This window comes from Mucilaginibacter sp. (genome assembly GCF_965277465.1).
Lineage (GTDB): Bacteria > Bacteroidota > Bacteroidia > Sphingobacteriales > Sphingobacteriaceae > Mucilaginibacter.
This window is the reverse complement of sequence record NZ_CBDICW010000002.1, coordinates 575095-592018: the sequence shown is the minus strand read 5'-3', so window position 1 is coordinate 592018 and position 16924 is coordinate 575095. Positions and strand designations below refer to the sequence as shown.

At 40.8% G+C, this 16924-nt stretch carries 14 protein-coding genes; 8 read left to right on the top strand and 6 right to left on the bottom strand.

Annotated elements, in window-relative coordinates; translation table 11 throughout:
• Positions 1 to 17: 17 nt before the first annotated feature.
• From ACQY4U_RS15035 to ACQY4U_RS15025, 3 genes are all read left to right on the top strand, one after another.
• The gene (locus ACQY4U_RS15035; RefSeq protein WP_428330262.1) at positions 18 to 1085 is read left to right on the top strand and encodes a DUF6588 family protein; all 1068 of its coding nucleotides are present in this window, start codon (positions 18 to 20) and stop codon (positions 1083 to 1085) included.
• An 8-nt stretch (positions 1086 to 1093) separates the two neighbouring features.
• Positions 1094 to 1981: a 1-aminocyclopropane-1-carboxylate deaminase/D-cysteine desulfhydrase gene (locus tag ACQY4U_RS15030; RefSeq protein ID WP_428330261.1), complete on the top strand. Its 888-nt coding sequence runs from the start codon at positions 1094 to 1096 to the stop codon at positions 1979 to 1981.
• Positions 1982 to 2053: 72 nt separating this feature from the next.
• The gene (locus tag ACQY4U_RS15025) at positions 2054 to 4033 is read left to right on the top strand and encodes an amidohydrolase family protein (protein ID WP_428330260.1); all 1980 of its coding nucleotides are present in this window, start codon (positions 2054 to 2056) and stop codon (positions 4031 to 4033) included.
• A 64-nt stretch (positions 4034 to 4097) separates the two neighbouring features.
• Here ACQY4U_RS15025 and ACQY4U_RS15020 read toward each other — a convergent pair whose 3' ends face one another.
• Positions 4098 to 4949: a sugar phosphate isomerase/epimerase family protein gene (locus ACQY4U_RS15020; protein WP_428330259.1), complete on the bottom strand. Its 852-nt coding sequence runs from the start codon at positions 4947 to 4949 to the stop codon at positions 4098 to 4100.
• A 232-nt stretch (positions 4950 to 5181) separates the two neighbouring features.
• Between ACQY4U_RS15020 and ACQY4U_RS15015 the strand changes: the two genes are divergently transcribed.
• Positions 5182 to 7089, top strand: a complete 1908-nt coding sequence (locus ACQY4U_RS15015) for a class II glutamine amidotransferase (RefSeq protein WP_428330258.1) — start codon at positions 5182 to 5184, stop codon at positions 7087 to 7089.
• 179 nt (positions 7090 to 7268) lie between these two features.
• Here ACQY4U_RS15015 and ACQY4U_RS15010 read toward each other — a convergent pair whose 3' ends face one another.
• Positions 7269 to 7928: a LysE family translocator gene (locus ACQY4U_RS15010; protein ID WP_428330257.1), complete on the bottom strand. Its 660-nt coding sequence runs from the start codon at positions 7926 to 7928 to the stop codon at positions 7269 to 7271.
• 176 nt (positions 7929 to 8104) lie between these two features.
• Between ACQY4U_RS15010 and ACQY4U_RS15005 the strand changes: the two genes are divergently transcribed.
• Positions 8105 to 9721: an MFS transporter gene (locus ACQY4U_RS15005; protein WP_428330256.1), complete on the top strand. Its 1617-nt coding sequence runs from the start codon at positions 8105 to 8107 to the stop codon at positions 9719 to 9721.
• Between the two features lie 217 nt (positions 9722 to 9938).
• The gene (locus ACQY4U_RS15000; protein ID WP_428330255.1) at positions 9939 to 10397 is read left to right on the top strand and encodes a deoxycytidylate deaminase; all 459 of its coding nucleotides are present in this window, start codon (positions 9939 to 9941) and stop codon (positions 10395 to 10397) included.
• A 1-nt stretch (position 10398) separates the two neighbouring features.
• On the opposite strand, the gene cmk is transcribed toward ACQY4U_RS15000, so the two are convergent.
• The gene (cmk, locus tag ACQY4U_RS14995; RefSeq protein WP_428330254.1) at positions 10399 to 11070 is read right to left on the bottom strand and encodes a (d)CMP kinase; all 672 of its coding nucleotides are present in this window, start codon (positions 11068 to 11070) and stop codon (positions 10399 to 10401) included.
• 137 nt (positions 11071 to 11207) lie between these two features.
• On the opposite strand from cmk, the gene arfB reads away from it, so the two are divergent.
• The gene (gene arfB / locus ACQY4U_RS14990) at positions 11208 to 11618 is read left to right on the top strand and encodes an alternative ribosome rescue aminoacyl-tRNA hydrolase ArfB (RefSeq protein ID WP_428330253.1); all 411 of its coding nucleotides are present in this window, start codon (positions 11208 to 11210) and stop codon (positions 11616 to 11618) included.
• 8 nt (positions 11619 to 11626) lie between these two features.
• Here arfB and ACQY4U_RS14985 read toward each other — a convergent pair whose 3' ends face one another.
• The 3 genes from ACQY4U_RS14985 to lon all read right to left on the bottom strand — a co-directional run bounded on the left by ACQY4U_RS14985 (position 11627) and on the right by lon (position 15913).
• Positions 11627 to 12604 (bottom strand): lipid A deacylase LpxR family protein, encoded by a 978-nt coding sequence (locus ACQY4U_RS14985; RefSeq protein WP_428330252.1) that lies wholly within the window; start codon positions 12602 to 12604, stop codon positions 11627 to 11629.
• Between the two features lie 77 nt (positions 12605 to 12681).
• Entirely contained in the window at positions 12682 to 13233 is a 552-nt protein-coding gene (locus ACQY4U_RS14980; RefSeq protein WP_428330251.1) for a hypothetical protein, read from the bottom strand.
• 205 nt (positions 13234 to 13438) lie between these two features.
• Positions 13439 to 15913, bottom strand: coding sequence for an endopeptidase La (gene lon / locus ACQY4U_RS14975; protein WP_428330250.1), 2475 nt, complete (start codon positions 15911 to 15913; stop codon positions 13439 to 13441).
• A gap of 368 nt (positions 15914 to 16281) precedes the next feature.
• Between lon and ACQY4U_RS14970 the strand changes: the two genes are divergently transcribed.
• Positions 16282 to 16911, top strand: a complete 630-nt coding sequence (locus tag ACQY4U_RS14970) for a tetratricopeptide repeat protein (RefSeq protein ID WP_428330249.1) — start codon at positions 16282 to 16284, stop codon at positions 16909 to 16911.
• The last annotated feature ends 13 nt before the right edge of the window (positions 16912 to 16924 follow it).

Below are 16924 nucleotides of genomic sequence, written 5' to 3'. Positions count from 1 at the left end.
TACCCCATTAAAAAGCCATGAATAAATTTTACGCCACATTAATAGCCAGCTCCTTACTGTTTTCTGTAATTGATGCTCATGCACAGGATTCATTTTCAGGCCTGATCAAATCAAGCCCTGCCGATGCTACCAAGTTATTAAACGCTTATGGCATGCCGCTTTTTAAAGGCTTAGGGGTTGGAGAAAACAGCGGATGGAACAATACAGCCAAAACAAAAAAGCTGCTCCGCTTTGATGTACGGGTTACGGCATCGGGTTCGTTTGTTTCCTCGTCTGATAAAAGCTTTGATGTAACTAAAATTGGCCTTTCAAACCATATAAGGCCCGATAACAGCAGCCAAACCATAGCCCCAACATTTGCCGGCAAGAAAAATGGCAATGGCCCGCTTTTAGATATTTATGATGATAACAACCGTAAAGTGGGAAGCTTTAATACCCCATCAGGTGTGTTGTCATTTATCCCGGCACCGCAAATACAGGCAACGGTAGGTATAATTGATAATACCGATATAACCCTGCGCGCTATTCCGTTTGTTAATGTGGGGAATAATGTGGGCAGCGTTTCAATGATTGGTTTTGGTATAAAGCATGATATTATGCAGGATATTGTTGGCAAAACTGCTGACGAACTGATCCCGTTTGATTTGGCAGTTGCCATTGGTTACAGCCACCTTAATCTTAACAAACCATTAACTGTTAATCCTGATGCGGGCACCCAACCGGCAAACAGCCAGCAAAGTACAGATTTTAGCAATCAGCATATTGCGGGCCATTTTAATAGCTTTATTGGGCAGGTAATCATCTCTAAAAAACTATTGTCATTTACCCCGTTTTTAGCCGTAGGCTATAATACAACCCATGCCAATGTTACAACAGTTGGTAATTACCCGGTTACAAGCGGCGGCACTTTTATTACGCCAACCTACACTACCTTTACCAACCCGGTTACCATAAGCGAAAACGTAATAAGCGGCGCACGTGCCGATATTGGTTTCCAGCTTGAGTTTGGATTCTTCCGTTTTTATGCTTCTTACAGCCAGGCGCAGTACAAGTCGGTTAACGGCGGTATTGGTTTCGGTATTTAATTGTGCAGATGAGTATTGAACTTGAGATTTTTAGCCCTATCCATCAAATAAAAAACAAGCTGTTTGATGAAAAAGGGCTAAAGGTTTTTATTAAACGTGATGACCTGATACATCCCATTATATCCGGCAATAAATGGCGCAAGCTCAAATATATTTTAAAGCGGGCACAAACCGAAAATAAGAACCACCTGGTAACTTTTGGCGGGGCCTATTCTAACCACCTGCTGGCAACGGCTGCGGCGGCAGCAAAATTTGGATTTATGTGTACCGGCATTGTGCGGGGCGAAGAAGTAGAAAACGACACCCTGTTTCTTTGCCGTTTACATGGCATGAAGCTATTATATATTGATAGGGAAAGCTACCGGGATAAGCCAGCCCTCTTTCAAAAATATTTTGCTGACGACACAGATGCATTTTTTATTGACGAAGGCGGTTCATCTATAGATGGCGCCAAAGGCTGCAGCGAATTGATTAATGAGTTAACCCAAACTTACGACCATATATTTTGTGCCTGCGGAACAGGCACCACGGCGGCAGGTATCATCAACGGTATTCGGCAACATCAGCTTAAAACCCAATTTAACGCAGTGCCTGTTTTTAAGAATGGCGATTTCATCAGGGATGAGATCAACCAATTTTTAACCTCCCCTACCGATTATGCTTTACACTCCGGTTATCATTTTGGCGGATATGGCAAAGCCGACGAAACACTGATTGCATTTATAAAACAGTTTGTTGCCGAAACCGGGATATTGATTGAGCCTGTTTACACCGGAAAAATGTTGTACGCCATTTATGATCTTGCAGCTAAAGACCATTTCAGCCCGGGCAGCAGCATCCTTGCCATCCATAGCGGCGGCATCTGGGGTTTATTAGGGATGAAAAATAAATTTTAAAGTAAACTCCTGCTAATTAGTTATTCTTAAAATAGATAACTTAGGGCATCAGTAAACTTTAAACCTATCCTCATGAAAAAACAGCTGCTTTTTTTGTGCCTCCCATTATTAGCACTTACAGCTAAAGCACAACAAAACACCATACAAGCCGATAGCGGTACATTCTTCCTTCATAAGTTTGAACAGCATATAGGTAAGGAAACCTACCACATCAGCAAAACCGGTAAAGAGATAACTTATAAGGTAGATTTTAAATTTGTCGACCGTGGATCGCCGGTGCCATTAAAAGCAACACTGAAATTAACCCCTGCACTTGAGCCATTGGCATTGGTTATTAAGGGCAATACATCCCGCTCATCAACCATTGATGATTCTGTTAGCATTACGGGCAACCAGGCGCATATAAGGGTGAACGATTCTGTCTACACAAAAAAAATAACACCGCTTACCTTCCCGGTTGCAGGTTACTCACCGGGTACCGTACAACAAGTATTGTTACAGTACTGGAAAAACCATAAACAGCCAGCCATAATAACAACGCTGCCTTTTGGCGCTGTTCAAATTAAAAAGGATGGCGATGATGCTTTAAATTTTGAAGGTAAACCTTTACTGCTTGATCGTTTTACCATCAGCGGATTAATTTGGGGAAACGAAATATTATGGGCCGATCATGAAGGCCGTTTAATATGCCTGATAACCAACGATGCCGAAGCCGATAAACTTGAAATGATGCGCGAACAATATGAGGCATTGTTACCTGAATTTATTAGTAAGGCCGCTACCTATGGTATGCAAATATTTGCGAAAGCTACCCCGAAAGCAACTGCTGCCGATAATGTAATAGCCATAACCGGCGGAACAGTAATTGATGTGGTAAATTCAGTTGCCGTACCTAATTCGGTGGTTGTTATTGAAAACGGGCTTATAAAAAAAGTTGGCAAGGCTGGCGAAGTAAAGATCCCGGCAGGTGCTAAAATTATTGATGCCAAAGGAAAAACTATTTTACCCGGCCTTTGGGATATGCATGCCCACTTTGAGCAGGCCGAATGGGGCCCTGCTTACTTAGCTGTTGGCGTTACTACCGTACGCGATTGCGGCAACGAGTTTGGCTACATCAATGCCATACAATCGGCTATTGACAATGGTAAAGGCATTGGCCCAAAAATACTGAAAGCTGGTATTATTGATGGCAAAGGACCTTATGCATTAGGAATTATTCAGGCTGATACCAAAGAGGAAGCCATTAAAGCAGTTGACAGGTATAAAGAGAATGGTTTTATCCAGATAAAAATCTACAGCTCCGTAAAACCTGCTATTGTTAAAGCTATCTGTGATGAAGCGCATCGGGTGGGGCTTACTGTAACAGGGCACATACCTAACGGGATGACCCTGATGCAGGGTGTCGACTCCGGCATGAATATGGTGAACCATGTGCAATACGTGTACACCGTTATGAAACGGAATAAAGACCGTTCCATCAATTTTGAAGATACCACCAGTATTAAAGCCATTAAGTTTATTAAGGATCATAATGTGGTGATTGACCCTACACTTGGCGTTTTTGAAATGAGCTTTCGCCCGGTTAAGGATGATATTACCGTTATTGAACCGAATTTTTACTCGTTCCCGCTGCCCCTGCAATCCATCTTAAAAAACACAGGCGAAGATGCGGCCACGGCTGCCCGGTTAAAACCGATATACGATGCGATGGTAAAAATAGTAAAGGTGCTTTATGATAACGGCGTTACCATAGTAGCCGGAACAGACCAGATGTTTCCTGGCTATAGCATTGACCGCGAAATGGAACTATATGTGCAGGCGGGCTTAACACCTATGCAGGCTATTAAAACAGCTACTATTACCCCTGCTCAGGTTATGAAAATGGATAAGGAAACAGGATCAATAGAAATGGGTAAAAATGCCGACCTGGTAATTATTGATGGTGATCCGCTCAGCAATATCCGCGATATTCGTAAAGTATCAGTAGTGATTAAGTCCGGCAGGATCTATGACCCGGTAAAGCTGCACCACCTGGTTGGGTTTAGCAAGTAAACTACTTCAAACAGAAAAGGTCATGCTGAAACCAATCAGCATGACCTTTTCTGTTTGTTTGAATTTAGTCTTTCAGGCTTTTTAAGTAAGCAATAGTTACCGGGATTTGCGCGGCATGGTCAGGGCTTTCATCTTCAATAAAATAATGCTTTATACCTACGGCCTTTGCTGCCTTTAACACTTCGGGCAGGTTTATTTGCCCTGTACCCAAAGCAACATCGTTTTTAGTATCAGTGCCACCTGTAAGGTCATTGGCTACTCCCTTCCTTATATCCTTTAAATGCATCAGTTTCCAGCGGTCTTTATATTTATGCAATAACTTGGCCGGATCGGCCCCGCCATGAAAAGCCCAAAGCACATCCATCTCAAACGATACATATTTAGGGTCGGTTCTTTCGGCAATATGGTCAAACAAAGTACCATCGCCATAACTCCCAAACTCATAACCGTGGTTATGGTAACAAAAGGTTATCCCATTATCATAAAGCACTTTCCCAACGCGGTTAAAATCATCAATTGCACGGTTGGCATCGTCGAGCGTAAAGGTTTTACCATGCGGTATCCAGGCTACCATTACATAGGTGGCTCCAAAAAACCTGGCCTGCTTTACCACCGCTTCCGGATCTTTAATAATTAAATTATAGTCAACCCCTATTGATGGCATGCTGATATTGCGCTCATTCAGCAGTTTTTTAAATTCTGCGGCGTTGCTGCTTTTAGGGTTAGGGCCTTCCATCTCTGTTATACCCAAAGCCTTTACAGAATCCAGCACTGCTGCCACCCCATTAGGATAACTATTGCGATAAGTATATGACTGTATACCAATGGCACCCGTAAAAAGTGGCTGAACCTGCGCAAAACAGTTGCTGCTTAAAAATGCACACAGTAAAATAAGGCCTGTTTGTAATTTCTTCATGGTTTCCTAAAATTGGTTGTTCAAGGTAATGTTTTAAATATAAATCAACCCGTTGCCTGTTGCAAAAAAAATCTTTTGATTAAGGTGCCGATTGATTAATGATGCCTTAATATTCGTCCCTAAAAACTATCAACAATTAACTTTTAATGTTAAAATATTAATGCAATTTAATGACATTGTTAATTAAAAGTTTTAACATTAATATTATACCTTTGCCCGCTCAATACCAATCATGAGTGATTCAATAAAACACGAGTGCGGTGTGGCTTTTATCCGACTTTTAAAGCCACTTTCCTTTTACCAGAAAAAATACGGTACGGCTCTTTACGGCCTAAATAAACTTTACCTTTTAATGGAAAAACAGCATAACCGGGGCCAGGATGGCGCAGGGGTTGCTACCATTAAACTGGATATTGAACCTGGTAAACGCTATATAAGCAGGCACCGTTCAATGGCCTCAAACGCTGTTGCAGATATATTTGAATATATCCAAAAGAAGTTTGCCGATATACAAAAGGAAATGCCCGAAAAAATGGCGGATGCCGAATGGCTGAAAGAACATGTGAGCTTTACCGGCGAAGTGCTTTTAGGGCACCTGCGCTATGGTACACACGGTAAAAACAGCATCGAAAACTGCCACCCTTTTTTAAGGCAAAACAACTGGATGACGCGTAACCTGGTTATAGCAGGTAACTTTAACATGACTAATGTTGATGAACTGTTACAACAGCTTTACGACCTTGGCCAGCACCCTAAAGAAAAAGCCGACACCATTACGGTACTTGAAAAAATAGGCCACTTTATTGATACCGAAAATCAAGGGTTATTTGATCAGTATAAAAGAGAAGGACTGGACGATAACATTGAGATCAGCAAGCTGATTGCCAATGATATGGACGTTGCCAAAATCCTTCGCAAATCCGCCAAAAACTGGGATGGTGGTTATACCATTGCCGGCATATTAGGCCACGGTGATGCCTTTGTAATGCGCGATCCTGTTGGTATACGCCCTGCTTATTATTATTATAATGATGAGATAGTTGTTGCCGCATCAGAGCGCCCGGCTATACAAACTGCCTTTAATATCCCGATTGAAGAAATTCGTGAAATAAAACCTGGTCATGCCCTTATTGTTAAAAAGAACGGCACTATAACCGAGAATATGTTTAGCGAACCGCTTGAAAAAAAGGCATGCTCATTTGAGCGCATCTATTTTTCGCGCGGTAGTGATGCATCTATTTATAAAGAGCGTAAACAGCTTGGCCGTTTACTTTGCCCGCAAATATTGGATGCTGTTAATAACGATGTTAAAAACACCGTATTCTCATACATCCCCAATACAGCCGAGGTTGCCTTTTATGGTATGGTTGAAGGGGTGCACAAATACATTAAAAAATATCAGCGCGACAAGTTATTGAACCGTGCCGATAAAATTAGCGAAGAAGAATTGACCGAAGTGCTTTCAATGGCGCCACGTGTTGAAAAAATAGCTATTAAGGATGTTAAGCTGCGTACATTTATTACGCAGGATGCCGACCGTAATGAAATGGTTGCACACGTTTATGATACCACCTACGGGCTTATAAATAAGGATGCCGATACTTTAGTTGTGCTGGATGATTCTATCGTTCGCGGTACAACGCTTAAACAGAGTATCCTTAAAATACTTGACAGACTGGGCCCTAAAAAAATAGTGGTTGTTTCATCTGCCCCACAGATCCGCTACCCGGATTGTTATGGTATTGATATGTCGCGCATGGGTGAGTTTGTGGCTTTTGAAGCTGCTATCAGTTTATTAAAAGAAAGGGACATGGATGATGTTATACTGAAGGTTTACCAGCTTTGTAAAGACAGTGCTAAATTACCTAAGGAAGAAGTAACCAACTATGTACAGGCTATATACGAACCTTTTACCGATCAGGAAATATCTGACCGTATAGCTAAGATCATTACCCCTAAAGGTATAAAATGCAAGGTTGAAGTGATATATCAAACGCTTGATAATTTACATAAAGCTTGCCCTGACCATACGGGCGACTGGTATTTCTCGGGCAACTACCCTACCCCGGGTGGTAACAAAGTGGTTAACCGCGCCTTTGCTAACTGGATGGAAGGTAAAAACCAAAGAGGATACATTTAACAGGCCCTACGCCTTAATAATACAAAGCCTTAAGTTTGCCTATGTTTTATAACATAGATAAGCTTAAGGCTTTTTATTGGCATAAAACAACAGGCCCTGCTCCTGCATTGTAATGCAAACGAATATTTTCTTTCTTGTTGAATAAGAATAGTGGTTTAATACTGAAGTTCGAAAATGCTTTATGATCCCGGCTGGGAGAATACAAAGTTAGTTACCAACTTATCAAGCAATACAAGCGATGCAATGATCAGTGCGACACCTGCAACCTCGTTAAGGCGGTGAATAAACTTTTCAGAGATCCTGTCGCGGAGTTTATCGGCGTAAAAAGCCTTGGTGGCATCCAAACCGAACTGAACAATAAGTATGGTAGCGAACATGATGCCGATTTTTAACGACCGGTTATGCACCCCCTGGTGATAAACTGTACTTGCCGCCCCAATTACAATAGTCCAGTGGAATAAAATGGTTGGATTAAAAATACACATCAGGAAACCTTTTAAGAAATAGCCCGCCCTGTGCAGCCTGGTAGGCACTGGCACCGTACTTTTATAAGTGGTTTTAGCCTTTTTAAAAATATAATAAATGCCTATAGTAAATAATATACTACTGCCTACTATACCTGCTAATGTTTTATCGTGTGCGGTAATATCAAAATATTGCGAGCCAAATAAAATAGCCCCAACAAATACCATATCACTGCAAACAACACCTAAAGCTAATGCTACCCCGGCCTGAAAACCCTTCTCAATACTTACTTTTATTAAAGCAAAAAATACAGGGCCAGTCAAAAACGTGAGCACTAATCCAAACCCAATACCCGAAATAATAGCTTCTATCATTAATTTTAGGCTTAATTCCCTTCTAAATCCTGAAATGAAGGACGAATATGCAATTTTATATGGTAAACAACCAAACTTAAAATTGTGATTTATTAATTTAAAATTATCGCAAAATTGCAAAAAATAGTTATGTTTAGTGCTTCAATTACATCCTTGGTATAAAACCTAATTAAACAATGGAACAAAAAAATTCAAAAAGTTATGGCACCGCGTTATACACTATCATTACCGTATTCTTTTTCTGGGGCTTTTTAGCAGCCTCAAATGGTATTTTTATACCTTTTTGCAAAACACACTTCCATTTAACACAATTTGAATCACAATTGATTGACTTTACTTTTTACGGAGGTTATTTCATTGGTTCACTGATACTTTATTTTGCATCACAACTTACCAAAACTGATATCCTGAATAAAATGGGATATAAAAATGGTATTATAATAGGATTGGTGATATCAGCAGCAGGCGCGCTTCTAATGATCCCTGCAGTTGGTACAGGATCATACGGCTTGGTTTTAGCTGCAATATTTGTAATCACTATAGGATTTTCATTACAGCAAACTGCAGCAAACCCATTTGTAGTGGCATTAGGCCCGCCAGAAACAGGTTCAAACCGCTTAAACTTTGCAGGTAGTATCAACAACATTGGCGGTTTATTAGGCCCTGCGGTTATAAGCATTTTATTATTTGGATCGGCAAACAGCCATGTTGCTGCGGCTGATGTTAAAATATCATCTATTGATAACCTTTATTACATTTTTGCCGGATTATTACTTGCTGTTGCACTGTTTTTCTGGCTTTCAAAATTACCTATAGTTAGCAGTGATGAAAAAGTAGAATCAACAAGCAGACCAGGTACCCCATTAATTGTAATGTTTGTTGCCTTTTGTATAATTCTTGCTATTGACCCATTGGTTAAGTTAACAGGAATAGCAAAACCTTATTTGGTGTATTCAGCATTGCTTATTATTATTTTAACGCTTATATCTTCTTTATTCGCTGCACAAAAAAACAAAGCCGGCTGGGGCGCAATGCAGTACCCGCAATTAATATTAGGAATGATTGCCATTTTCTGCTATGTGGGTACTGAAGTTACTATACAAAGTAACATGGGCGCTTTGCTTAAATTACGATTGTTTGGAAATTTCAAGGACTCAGAAATAGCCCCATTCATATCACTTTATTGGGGAAGTTTAATGATCGGAAGATTTACTGGAGCTATCGGTGCTTTTAACCTTTCAAAAATGGTTAAAAATATACTGACAGTTGTAGTTCCTTTTATAGCATTTGGAATTGTTTTGATGGTAAACCGCTCAACAGTTGCGGACGTAAGCACACTATATATTTATGGTGTAAGCATAGTAATATTGATAGGTGCATTTTTTATCGGCCAGCAAAAGCCGGTTCGCACATTGGTAACTTTGGGTGTCCTTGGCGTATTGTTTATGCTGGTTGGTTTATTTTCAACCGGAATGTTAGCAGTATTCTCATTTATTAGCGGCGGCTTATGCTGCTCTATTATGTGGCCATCTATTTTCTCATTAGCTATTACAGGGTTAGGAAAATATACCGGACAAGGTTCTGCATTTTTAATTATGATGATCTTAGGTGGTTCAATCATCCCACCGGTACAAGGCTTACTTGCTGATACCATTGGTATACACCAATCCTATATTGTTCCAGTTATCGGTTTTGCATATATCGTTTTCTTTGCCTGGAAGGTAAGATCTGAACTGATAAAACAAGGCATCAATATTGACCACGTACAGGTTGAAAAAAGCGGAGGCCATTAATCCTGATAGATTAAAGGCTTACCTAAAATAAACTAAGCCCCTGAAGAAAAGCACAAAGCATTACACAAATGCATTAAGCTTTTCTTCAGGGGCTTTTTATCATTCAAAAACAATATTTTTATACTTTTTAAAGTAACAGGCATTGATTAATATCAGTCATTAAAAACACAGGTAACAATGACAACTGATCAATTACTATTGCCCAATGACCAAATAAATGACTAAATTAAGCTTCAACCATATTTTTATGAACCTGGCTACCGATCTGGCTAAGCGCTCACACTGCGTTAAAGCCCAGGTAGGCGCTGTTTTGGCTAAGGATACACGTATTATCTCTATAGGTTATAACGGCCCGCCAGCAGGCACGCATAACTGCGACGAGGAATGGCCGGCAAGCGGCTGCGCGCGCGACTCAAAAGGAAGCTGCTCGTTAGCCTTGCATGCCGAGGAGAATGCCATATTATACGCCGTGAAGAATGGGGCTAATTTAGAAGGTGCTACGCTTTACACAACCCTGTCGCCATGCCTGCCCTGCGCGCGTCTTATATTTTCGGCGGGGGTTAAGCAGGTTTATTACGATAAATCATACGCTGCTTACAAAGGTCTGGTGAGCGATGAAGGTGTTGATTTTTTAAACCGCTTTGGTGTAAGCGCCGTAAAGTTTGATGGCGTATAGTTTACAGCAGCGGTTCAACCTTGCTTAAAGCAAATTGTAATTGCTGCTCGGGGGTAAGGTTGGTATTATCTAATATAATAGCATCTTCGGCCCTTACCAGGGGGCTTTCGGTACGGGTGGTGTCCTGAAAATCACGGTGGGCTATGTTCTCAAAAACTTCTTCTAAGGTTATATCCGGGTTTTTAGGTAAAAGCTCCTTGTAACGCCTCTCTGCCCGGATTTTAGGGTCGGCAGTCATAAATATTTTAACCGGGGCATCCGGAAAAACAGCTGTACCAATATCACGGCCATCCATTACAATACTTTTTGAGCGGCCCATACGCTGTTGCTGCTTCACCATCTCCTTGCGTACCTCGCGTATCGCAGATACCGCACTAACGGTTTCTGATACGGGCATCAGCCTTATCTCGTCAGATACCTCTTCATCGTTTAAAGTAATATGGGTTTCATAATCGCGCGAATGAAAATTGAGGTGGATGTTCTTCAACGCGTCCATTATCTGCTCATGATCTTTCAGATCGATATTATTCCGCAAAAAATAAAGCGCAACCGCACGGTACATTGCACCACTATCAACATATATAAAATGAAGTTTTTTGGCTAAGGCCTTAGCTAATGTGCTTTTACCGCACGAAGAATAGCCATCAATGGCAACTATGATGTGGTTACTCATGGACAGCTAAAATACTAAAATTTGTGGTTATTGATCAGCCCAATTTTGGATTGGGTAATTTACTGCTATTGATCTGTTTATCATCAATTGCCCAGTTAGCGATATTAACCACAGCAACAAAATGAGTATGTTTGGCCATGAATTTTACGAAGGCTGATCTGCAAAAAGAAACAACCTACAAAGCATCCAGAAGCGGTGGCAAGGGCGGCCAGAATGTTAACAAGGTATCGAGCAAGGTTGAACTGCTTTTTTCGGTAGATAATTCGGCTTTATTTACTGATGAGGAAAAACTACTGTTAAACGATAAATTACAAAACCGTTTTAATAAGGATGGTCTGGTACAGGTAATTTGTGATGAAGAACGCAGCCAGTACTTAAACAAAGAGAAAGCCATTGAAAGGTTAAGCGTATTGTTAACCAAAGCCCTGCATGTACCCAAAGTGCGCAAGGCCGCTAAAGTAAGCAAAGCAGCTAAAGCGGCTCGCCTTGAAAAAAAGCGGCAAACATCAGCTAAAAAAGATAGCCGGAAAAAGAACTTTGACGATTAAACAGATTTCTATTTAAACCTGTACAAGCCGGTTACTGATCCCCATTGGTGCGATTGAACCATCTCCTTATCATCCTTTGTGTGGAAAATAGCAGCTATATCAAATACAAAGCGGTTGGTAGTAAATGCTAAGCCAAATTGCTGGCTAAATATAAAAGGTTCTTTATCCTGCGTTATTTCAAGGCTGTTGGTGCTGGTATGCTTATCAAATAAACCACCCTGTATGGTTGCATCATAGGCTACATAATTAAACAGGGGTTTATAGTAAAAGAAAATTTCGTGCGCATGCAATGGTGCCACACTTTGATTTTTAATGGCAGTACTTTGTGTAGTTACCGAGTTAAATAACTGGTTAAATGAACCCAGCCTAGCCAAAGGGCCAACACCAGCACCGGTAAAGCCATTACCCAAATCAACGTAACTGGCTAAAGATACATCGATCCATGAATTGCGGGCCAGCAGCTTATTGTACTCGGCAGCCAGGTTAAGTTGCGCCTCGTTATGGATCTGGTATTCCCAGCCGCTTGGATGGTAAAAACCGAAATTATCGTGCACAAAATCCTGTATCTGCATACCTTTTGCACCAGGGCCTACTATACCTATTTGTGCACTTAACTTTAAGTTGCTTTCGTTTTTATATAACAGGTTTAATGTTGAGCCCACGTAAAGGTAACCTGCAAAAGGCCTGTCAACCAAGGATGGCTGGTCTGCTCCATCCACAAGTACGCTGCCGCTTTGCGGATTGTATATTTTTTGGCCCAGCTCAAAACCTAATACTTTATTGGCCAGTTTGGTGCTATCGCCACTTTTAACCTTTAAAGCATGGCGGAAATAAAAGAAGATGCCGTCGGTATAATACCTGTCCGATCCCTGTAGCAGGTAAGAGTCGTTATCTGTTTGGATACCAATTTCATTGCTGTGCGACTGTGCAAAAGCAGCTGCAGCACAAAGCATACAGACCAGGAAAGTTAATAGTTTAATTCTCATCAGGTTTTGAAAAAGTCGAAAATAACAAAAGCCCCGCTAATACGGGGCTTTTAAATATATTTTATCTGTAAAATTGATTAAAAGGTATAACCAATGCTTACACCGCCTTCATACAGTAATCCCTCATCATATATTACTGGCACAAAAGCTATCCGGAAATTTATCCCACCGTTATCCTGCTGGTAGCGGTAGCCTATAGTAGCGGTACCTATAAACCCGGTAATATTATCAAACTGGAAATACGTACCGTTTGTGCTGCCCTTTGAATAAACAAAGGTGGTACCTGCACCAAATTCGGCAAAGCTGCTGCCTCCCGGTTTTCCTATACCATACAAGTAATTTACTTGTAGCGGGATAGAGAATACAGAGTTTGCACCTGTATTGTAATAACCTATACCTGCCCTGTACCCCCATTTATCGCGGGTGGTTTTAAAACGGGTATCGTAATTTACGGTAAGGGCAAGGCCCGCACCGCCTACTTCAAGAAATACAGACTGTGGTTTTTTAATCTCGGTGATGGTTGAATCCCTTTTAATTGGGTTTTCTTCCAGGTTTTGAGCTTTAGAACAAAAGTGCGATGTAATAAGGACTAATAAAAAAATAGCTTTTAAGGTAAAAGTTTTCTTCACTTGTTAGAGATTTTGGATTTGTTAAGTAATACCATAATTATTTTATAATTATGATAGTGCGTAATACGCTTACAAGTGTTAAAAAGTTTCAGCCAAGCTAATTCTTAAAGCTAATTATGGCACGTAAAGCAAAATGGGCAGCCTGCTTTATATGCAAACTGCCCATTTAAATTGCCCGTGCTAATTAATTACCCGATATAAAATATTATGCTGCCGGATGCTTTACATCCTCTTTAACAGTAAGATCAAGTGCATCAGCAACCGTTTCATTTAAAAGCGCAAGGTCAATTACTTCGCGCATGGTGGTAACATAATTAAATTTAAGGTCCTTTATATAATCTTCCTTAATTTCAAGGATGTCCTTTTTATTTGATGCACATAAAATTATCTCTTTTATGTTGGCCCGGCGGGCTGCCAGTATTTTTTCTTTGATGCCGCCAACCGGTAAAACACGGCCACGCAGGGTAATCTCGCCGGTCATTGCTAAATGCGGTTTAATTTTACGCTGAGTAAATGCCGATGTAAGCGCAGTTAACATGGTAACACCTGCCGAAGGACCATCTTTTGGTGTAGCGCCTGCCGGTACGTGTACATGTATATCCCATTGGTCAAATAACTTGGGGTCAATATTAAAATATGATGCATGGGCACGCAGGTAAGCTAAGGCTATGGTAACAGATTCTTTCATCACATCGCCCAGGCTGCCTGTAAGGGTCAATCGTCCTTTACCGGGGCTTAAACTGGCCTCAATAAACAAAATATCCCCGCCTACTGATGTCCAGGCTAAACCAGTAACTACACCGGCAACCTCATTACCCTCATACAAGTCTTTATCATATATAGGTGCGCCTAATATTTTTTCAACGTCGGCTTTGTTAACGGTAGGATTATAAGGCTCTTCCATGGCTATATTTTTTGCCACGCCACGTATCAGTGAACCTATTTTTTTCTCCAGTGCACGCACGCCCGACTCACGCGTATAATCAACAACTACCTTTTCAATAATTTCGGGTTTTACAACTACATCCTTTGGTTTTAAACCATGGGCCTCACGCTGCTTAGGAACCAAATGCTGTTTAGCTATCTCTACCTTTTCTTCAATGGTATAACCGTTAACCTCTATAATTTCCATACGGTCAAGCAAGGCTGGCTGAATATTGCTCAATGAGTTTGCTGTCGCGATGAACATCACGTTCGACAGGTCAAAATCCATCTCCACATAATGATCATAAAAAGTACTGTTCTGTTCAGGGTCAAGCACCTCTAATAACGCCGAAGACGGGTCGCCCCTGAAATCGTTACCTACTTTATCAATCTCGTCCAGTATAAATACCGGGTTTGCTGCACCAGCCTTTTTAACCGACTGGATGATACGGCCCGGCATTGCACCGATATAGGTTTTACGGTGTCCTCTTATCTCGGCCTCATCGCGGATACCGCCCAAAGCCATCCGTACATATTTACGGCCCAATGCCTTTGCTATTGATTTACCTAATGATGTTTTACCAACTCCCGGAGGGCCAACTAAACATAGTATAGGGGCTTTCATATCGTGCTTTAATTTAAGCACAGCCAGGTATTCAATTATGCGTTGTTTTACTTTATCAAGGCCAAAATGGTCTTTATCCAAAACCTTTTGGGCACGTTTTAAATCGAAGTTATCCTTAGTGAACTCATTCCAGGGCAAATCAAGCAAAAGCTCCAGGTAATTGATCTGTACCGAATAGTCTGCCGCGGCAGGGTTGGTACGGGCCAGTTTTTCAAGCTCCTTGTTAAAATGATCCTTAACTTCTTTTGCCCATTTCTTTTTGGTAGCCCGCAGTTTAAGGCTATCTATTTCTAAATCGGGTGAGCTACCACCCAATTCTTCCTGGATTGTTTTTAATTGCTGGTTTAAAAAATAATCACGCTGCTGCTTATCCAGATCTACCCGTACTTTACTTTGAATCTGATTTTTAAGCTCCAGCATCTGCAGATCTAACGTTAAGTGCTCAAGCACTAAGTTAGCCCGGTTGCGCAGGTTGGCCTCTTCAAGCAAACGCTGTTTGGCCAGCATATCGGCATTCATGTTTGATGAAATAAAATTGATCAGAAATGAAGTGCTTTCAATGTTACGGATAGCGATACCTGCTTCGCTCGGAATATTTGGCGATAACTGTATAATACTCATGGCCATATCCTTAATGGACGATACCATGGCTTTAAATTCCTTATCGTTTTTGTGTTTTATTTCTTTAAACGGGCTTATGGTAGCCTTTATGTATGGCGTACTCTGTACTTCCTCGTTTAAAATAAAGCGCTTTTTGCCTTGCAGTATTACCGTGGTATTACCATCGGGCATTTGCAGCATCTTTACGATGAGCGCAATAGTGCCAACTTTGTTTAACTGGGAAAATGATGGGTCTTCAATCCCCACATCCTGTTGAGAAACTACCCCGATCATGCGGTTGCCCTTATTGGCATCCCTGATCAGCTTTATAGATTTATCCCTGCCAACAGTTATAGGAATTACAACCCCCGGAAACAGCACTGTATTACGCAATGGTAATATAGACAGTATCTCGGGTAAAGCTTCGTTATTCATTTCCTCCTCATCCTCAGATGACATGAGCGGGAAAAATTCAGAATCTTCGTTTATTACGGGTAAAGCACTTTTAAAATCAAATGGATCAAAACTCATCAACTACCTTTTATGTTTAATAAAAAACGTCATATTGTCAGCCTGTAAAAATACAGGTATAGCTTACACAGTTTAAATGGTGTTTATACCCGTGCTAATACTATGTTTCAAGACATGTGCCAATATAGGGTAATATTCACCAACTATTCCTCGCAACTTGTAACACACTGACTACATGCACATTACAATACAATGCCTGATTAAGTCAAATAATTAAAAATTATTGATAAAGATGAAAAAAAGTCATAACATCGCATTCCAGATTTGATAAGGTTGATATATTTCAACAAAAATATTACGATTGGCATAATAATTTCTAACAATATAAGTTTATTGTATACTTGTTTTGATGAACCCTTAACCCCCAGATGAAGATTTCGGTAATAATTTCTTTCCTGATAATTTCTTCGCTTGAAAACACTTCTGCGCAAAACGCATACGTGAAGCTGGGGCAGCAGGCACTTATGGACGGTGATTTTAAAGTTGCAGCAGCACAGCTTGAAAAAGCCTGCCTTGTTGACTCAACCAACGCCAATGCCTTATGGTTGCTGGGCTACTCCTACTATCATAGCGAAAACTACAAAAAATCAATAACCGCTTACAATAAGGAAATTGCCATAAACCCGGTTGATGCCAATGCCTATTATTACAGGGCAAGGGCAAAAAGCTATTTGGGTAAAGATAACCAGATGTCGGCTGCGGATAAGGAGAAATACCTTTACGGGGCCATATTTGATTTAACCAAAGCCATCTCCATTGATCCTAACGATAAGAAAAACAAATACCTGCAAACCCGGGGCATTGCTTACAGGGAATACGGCGTTTTTAAGCTGCAATCAAACGGGCATGCTTATGACAAGGTTAGGGGCATAAATTCGCTCAAGGCTTCTATTGCCGATTTAGAAAGGGTTTTGGCTGATAACCCGGGCAGGATGGATATATCCTCACTGATCGATCTATCCAGACAAAAATTAGATGAGGCCACAGGTCACCACTAACCGGATAATATCC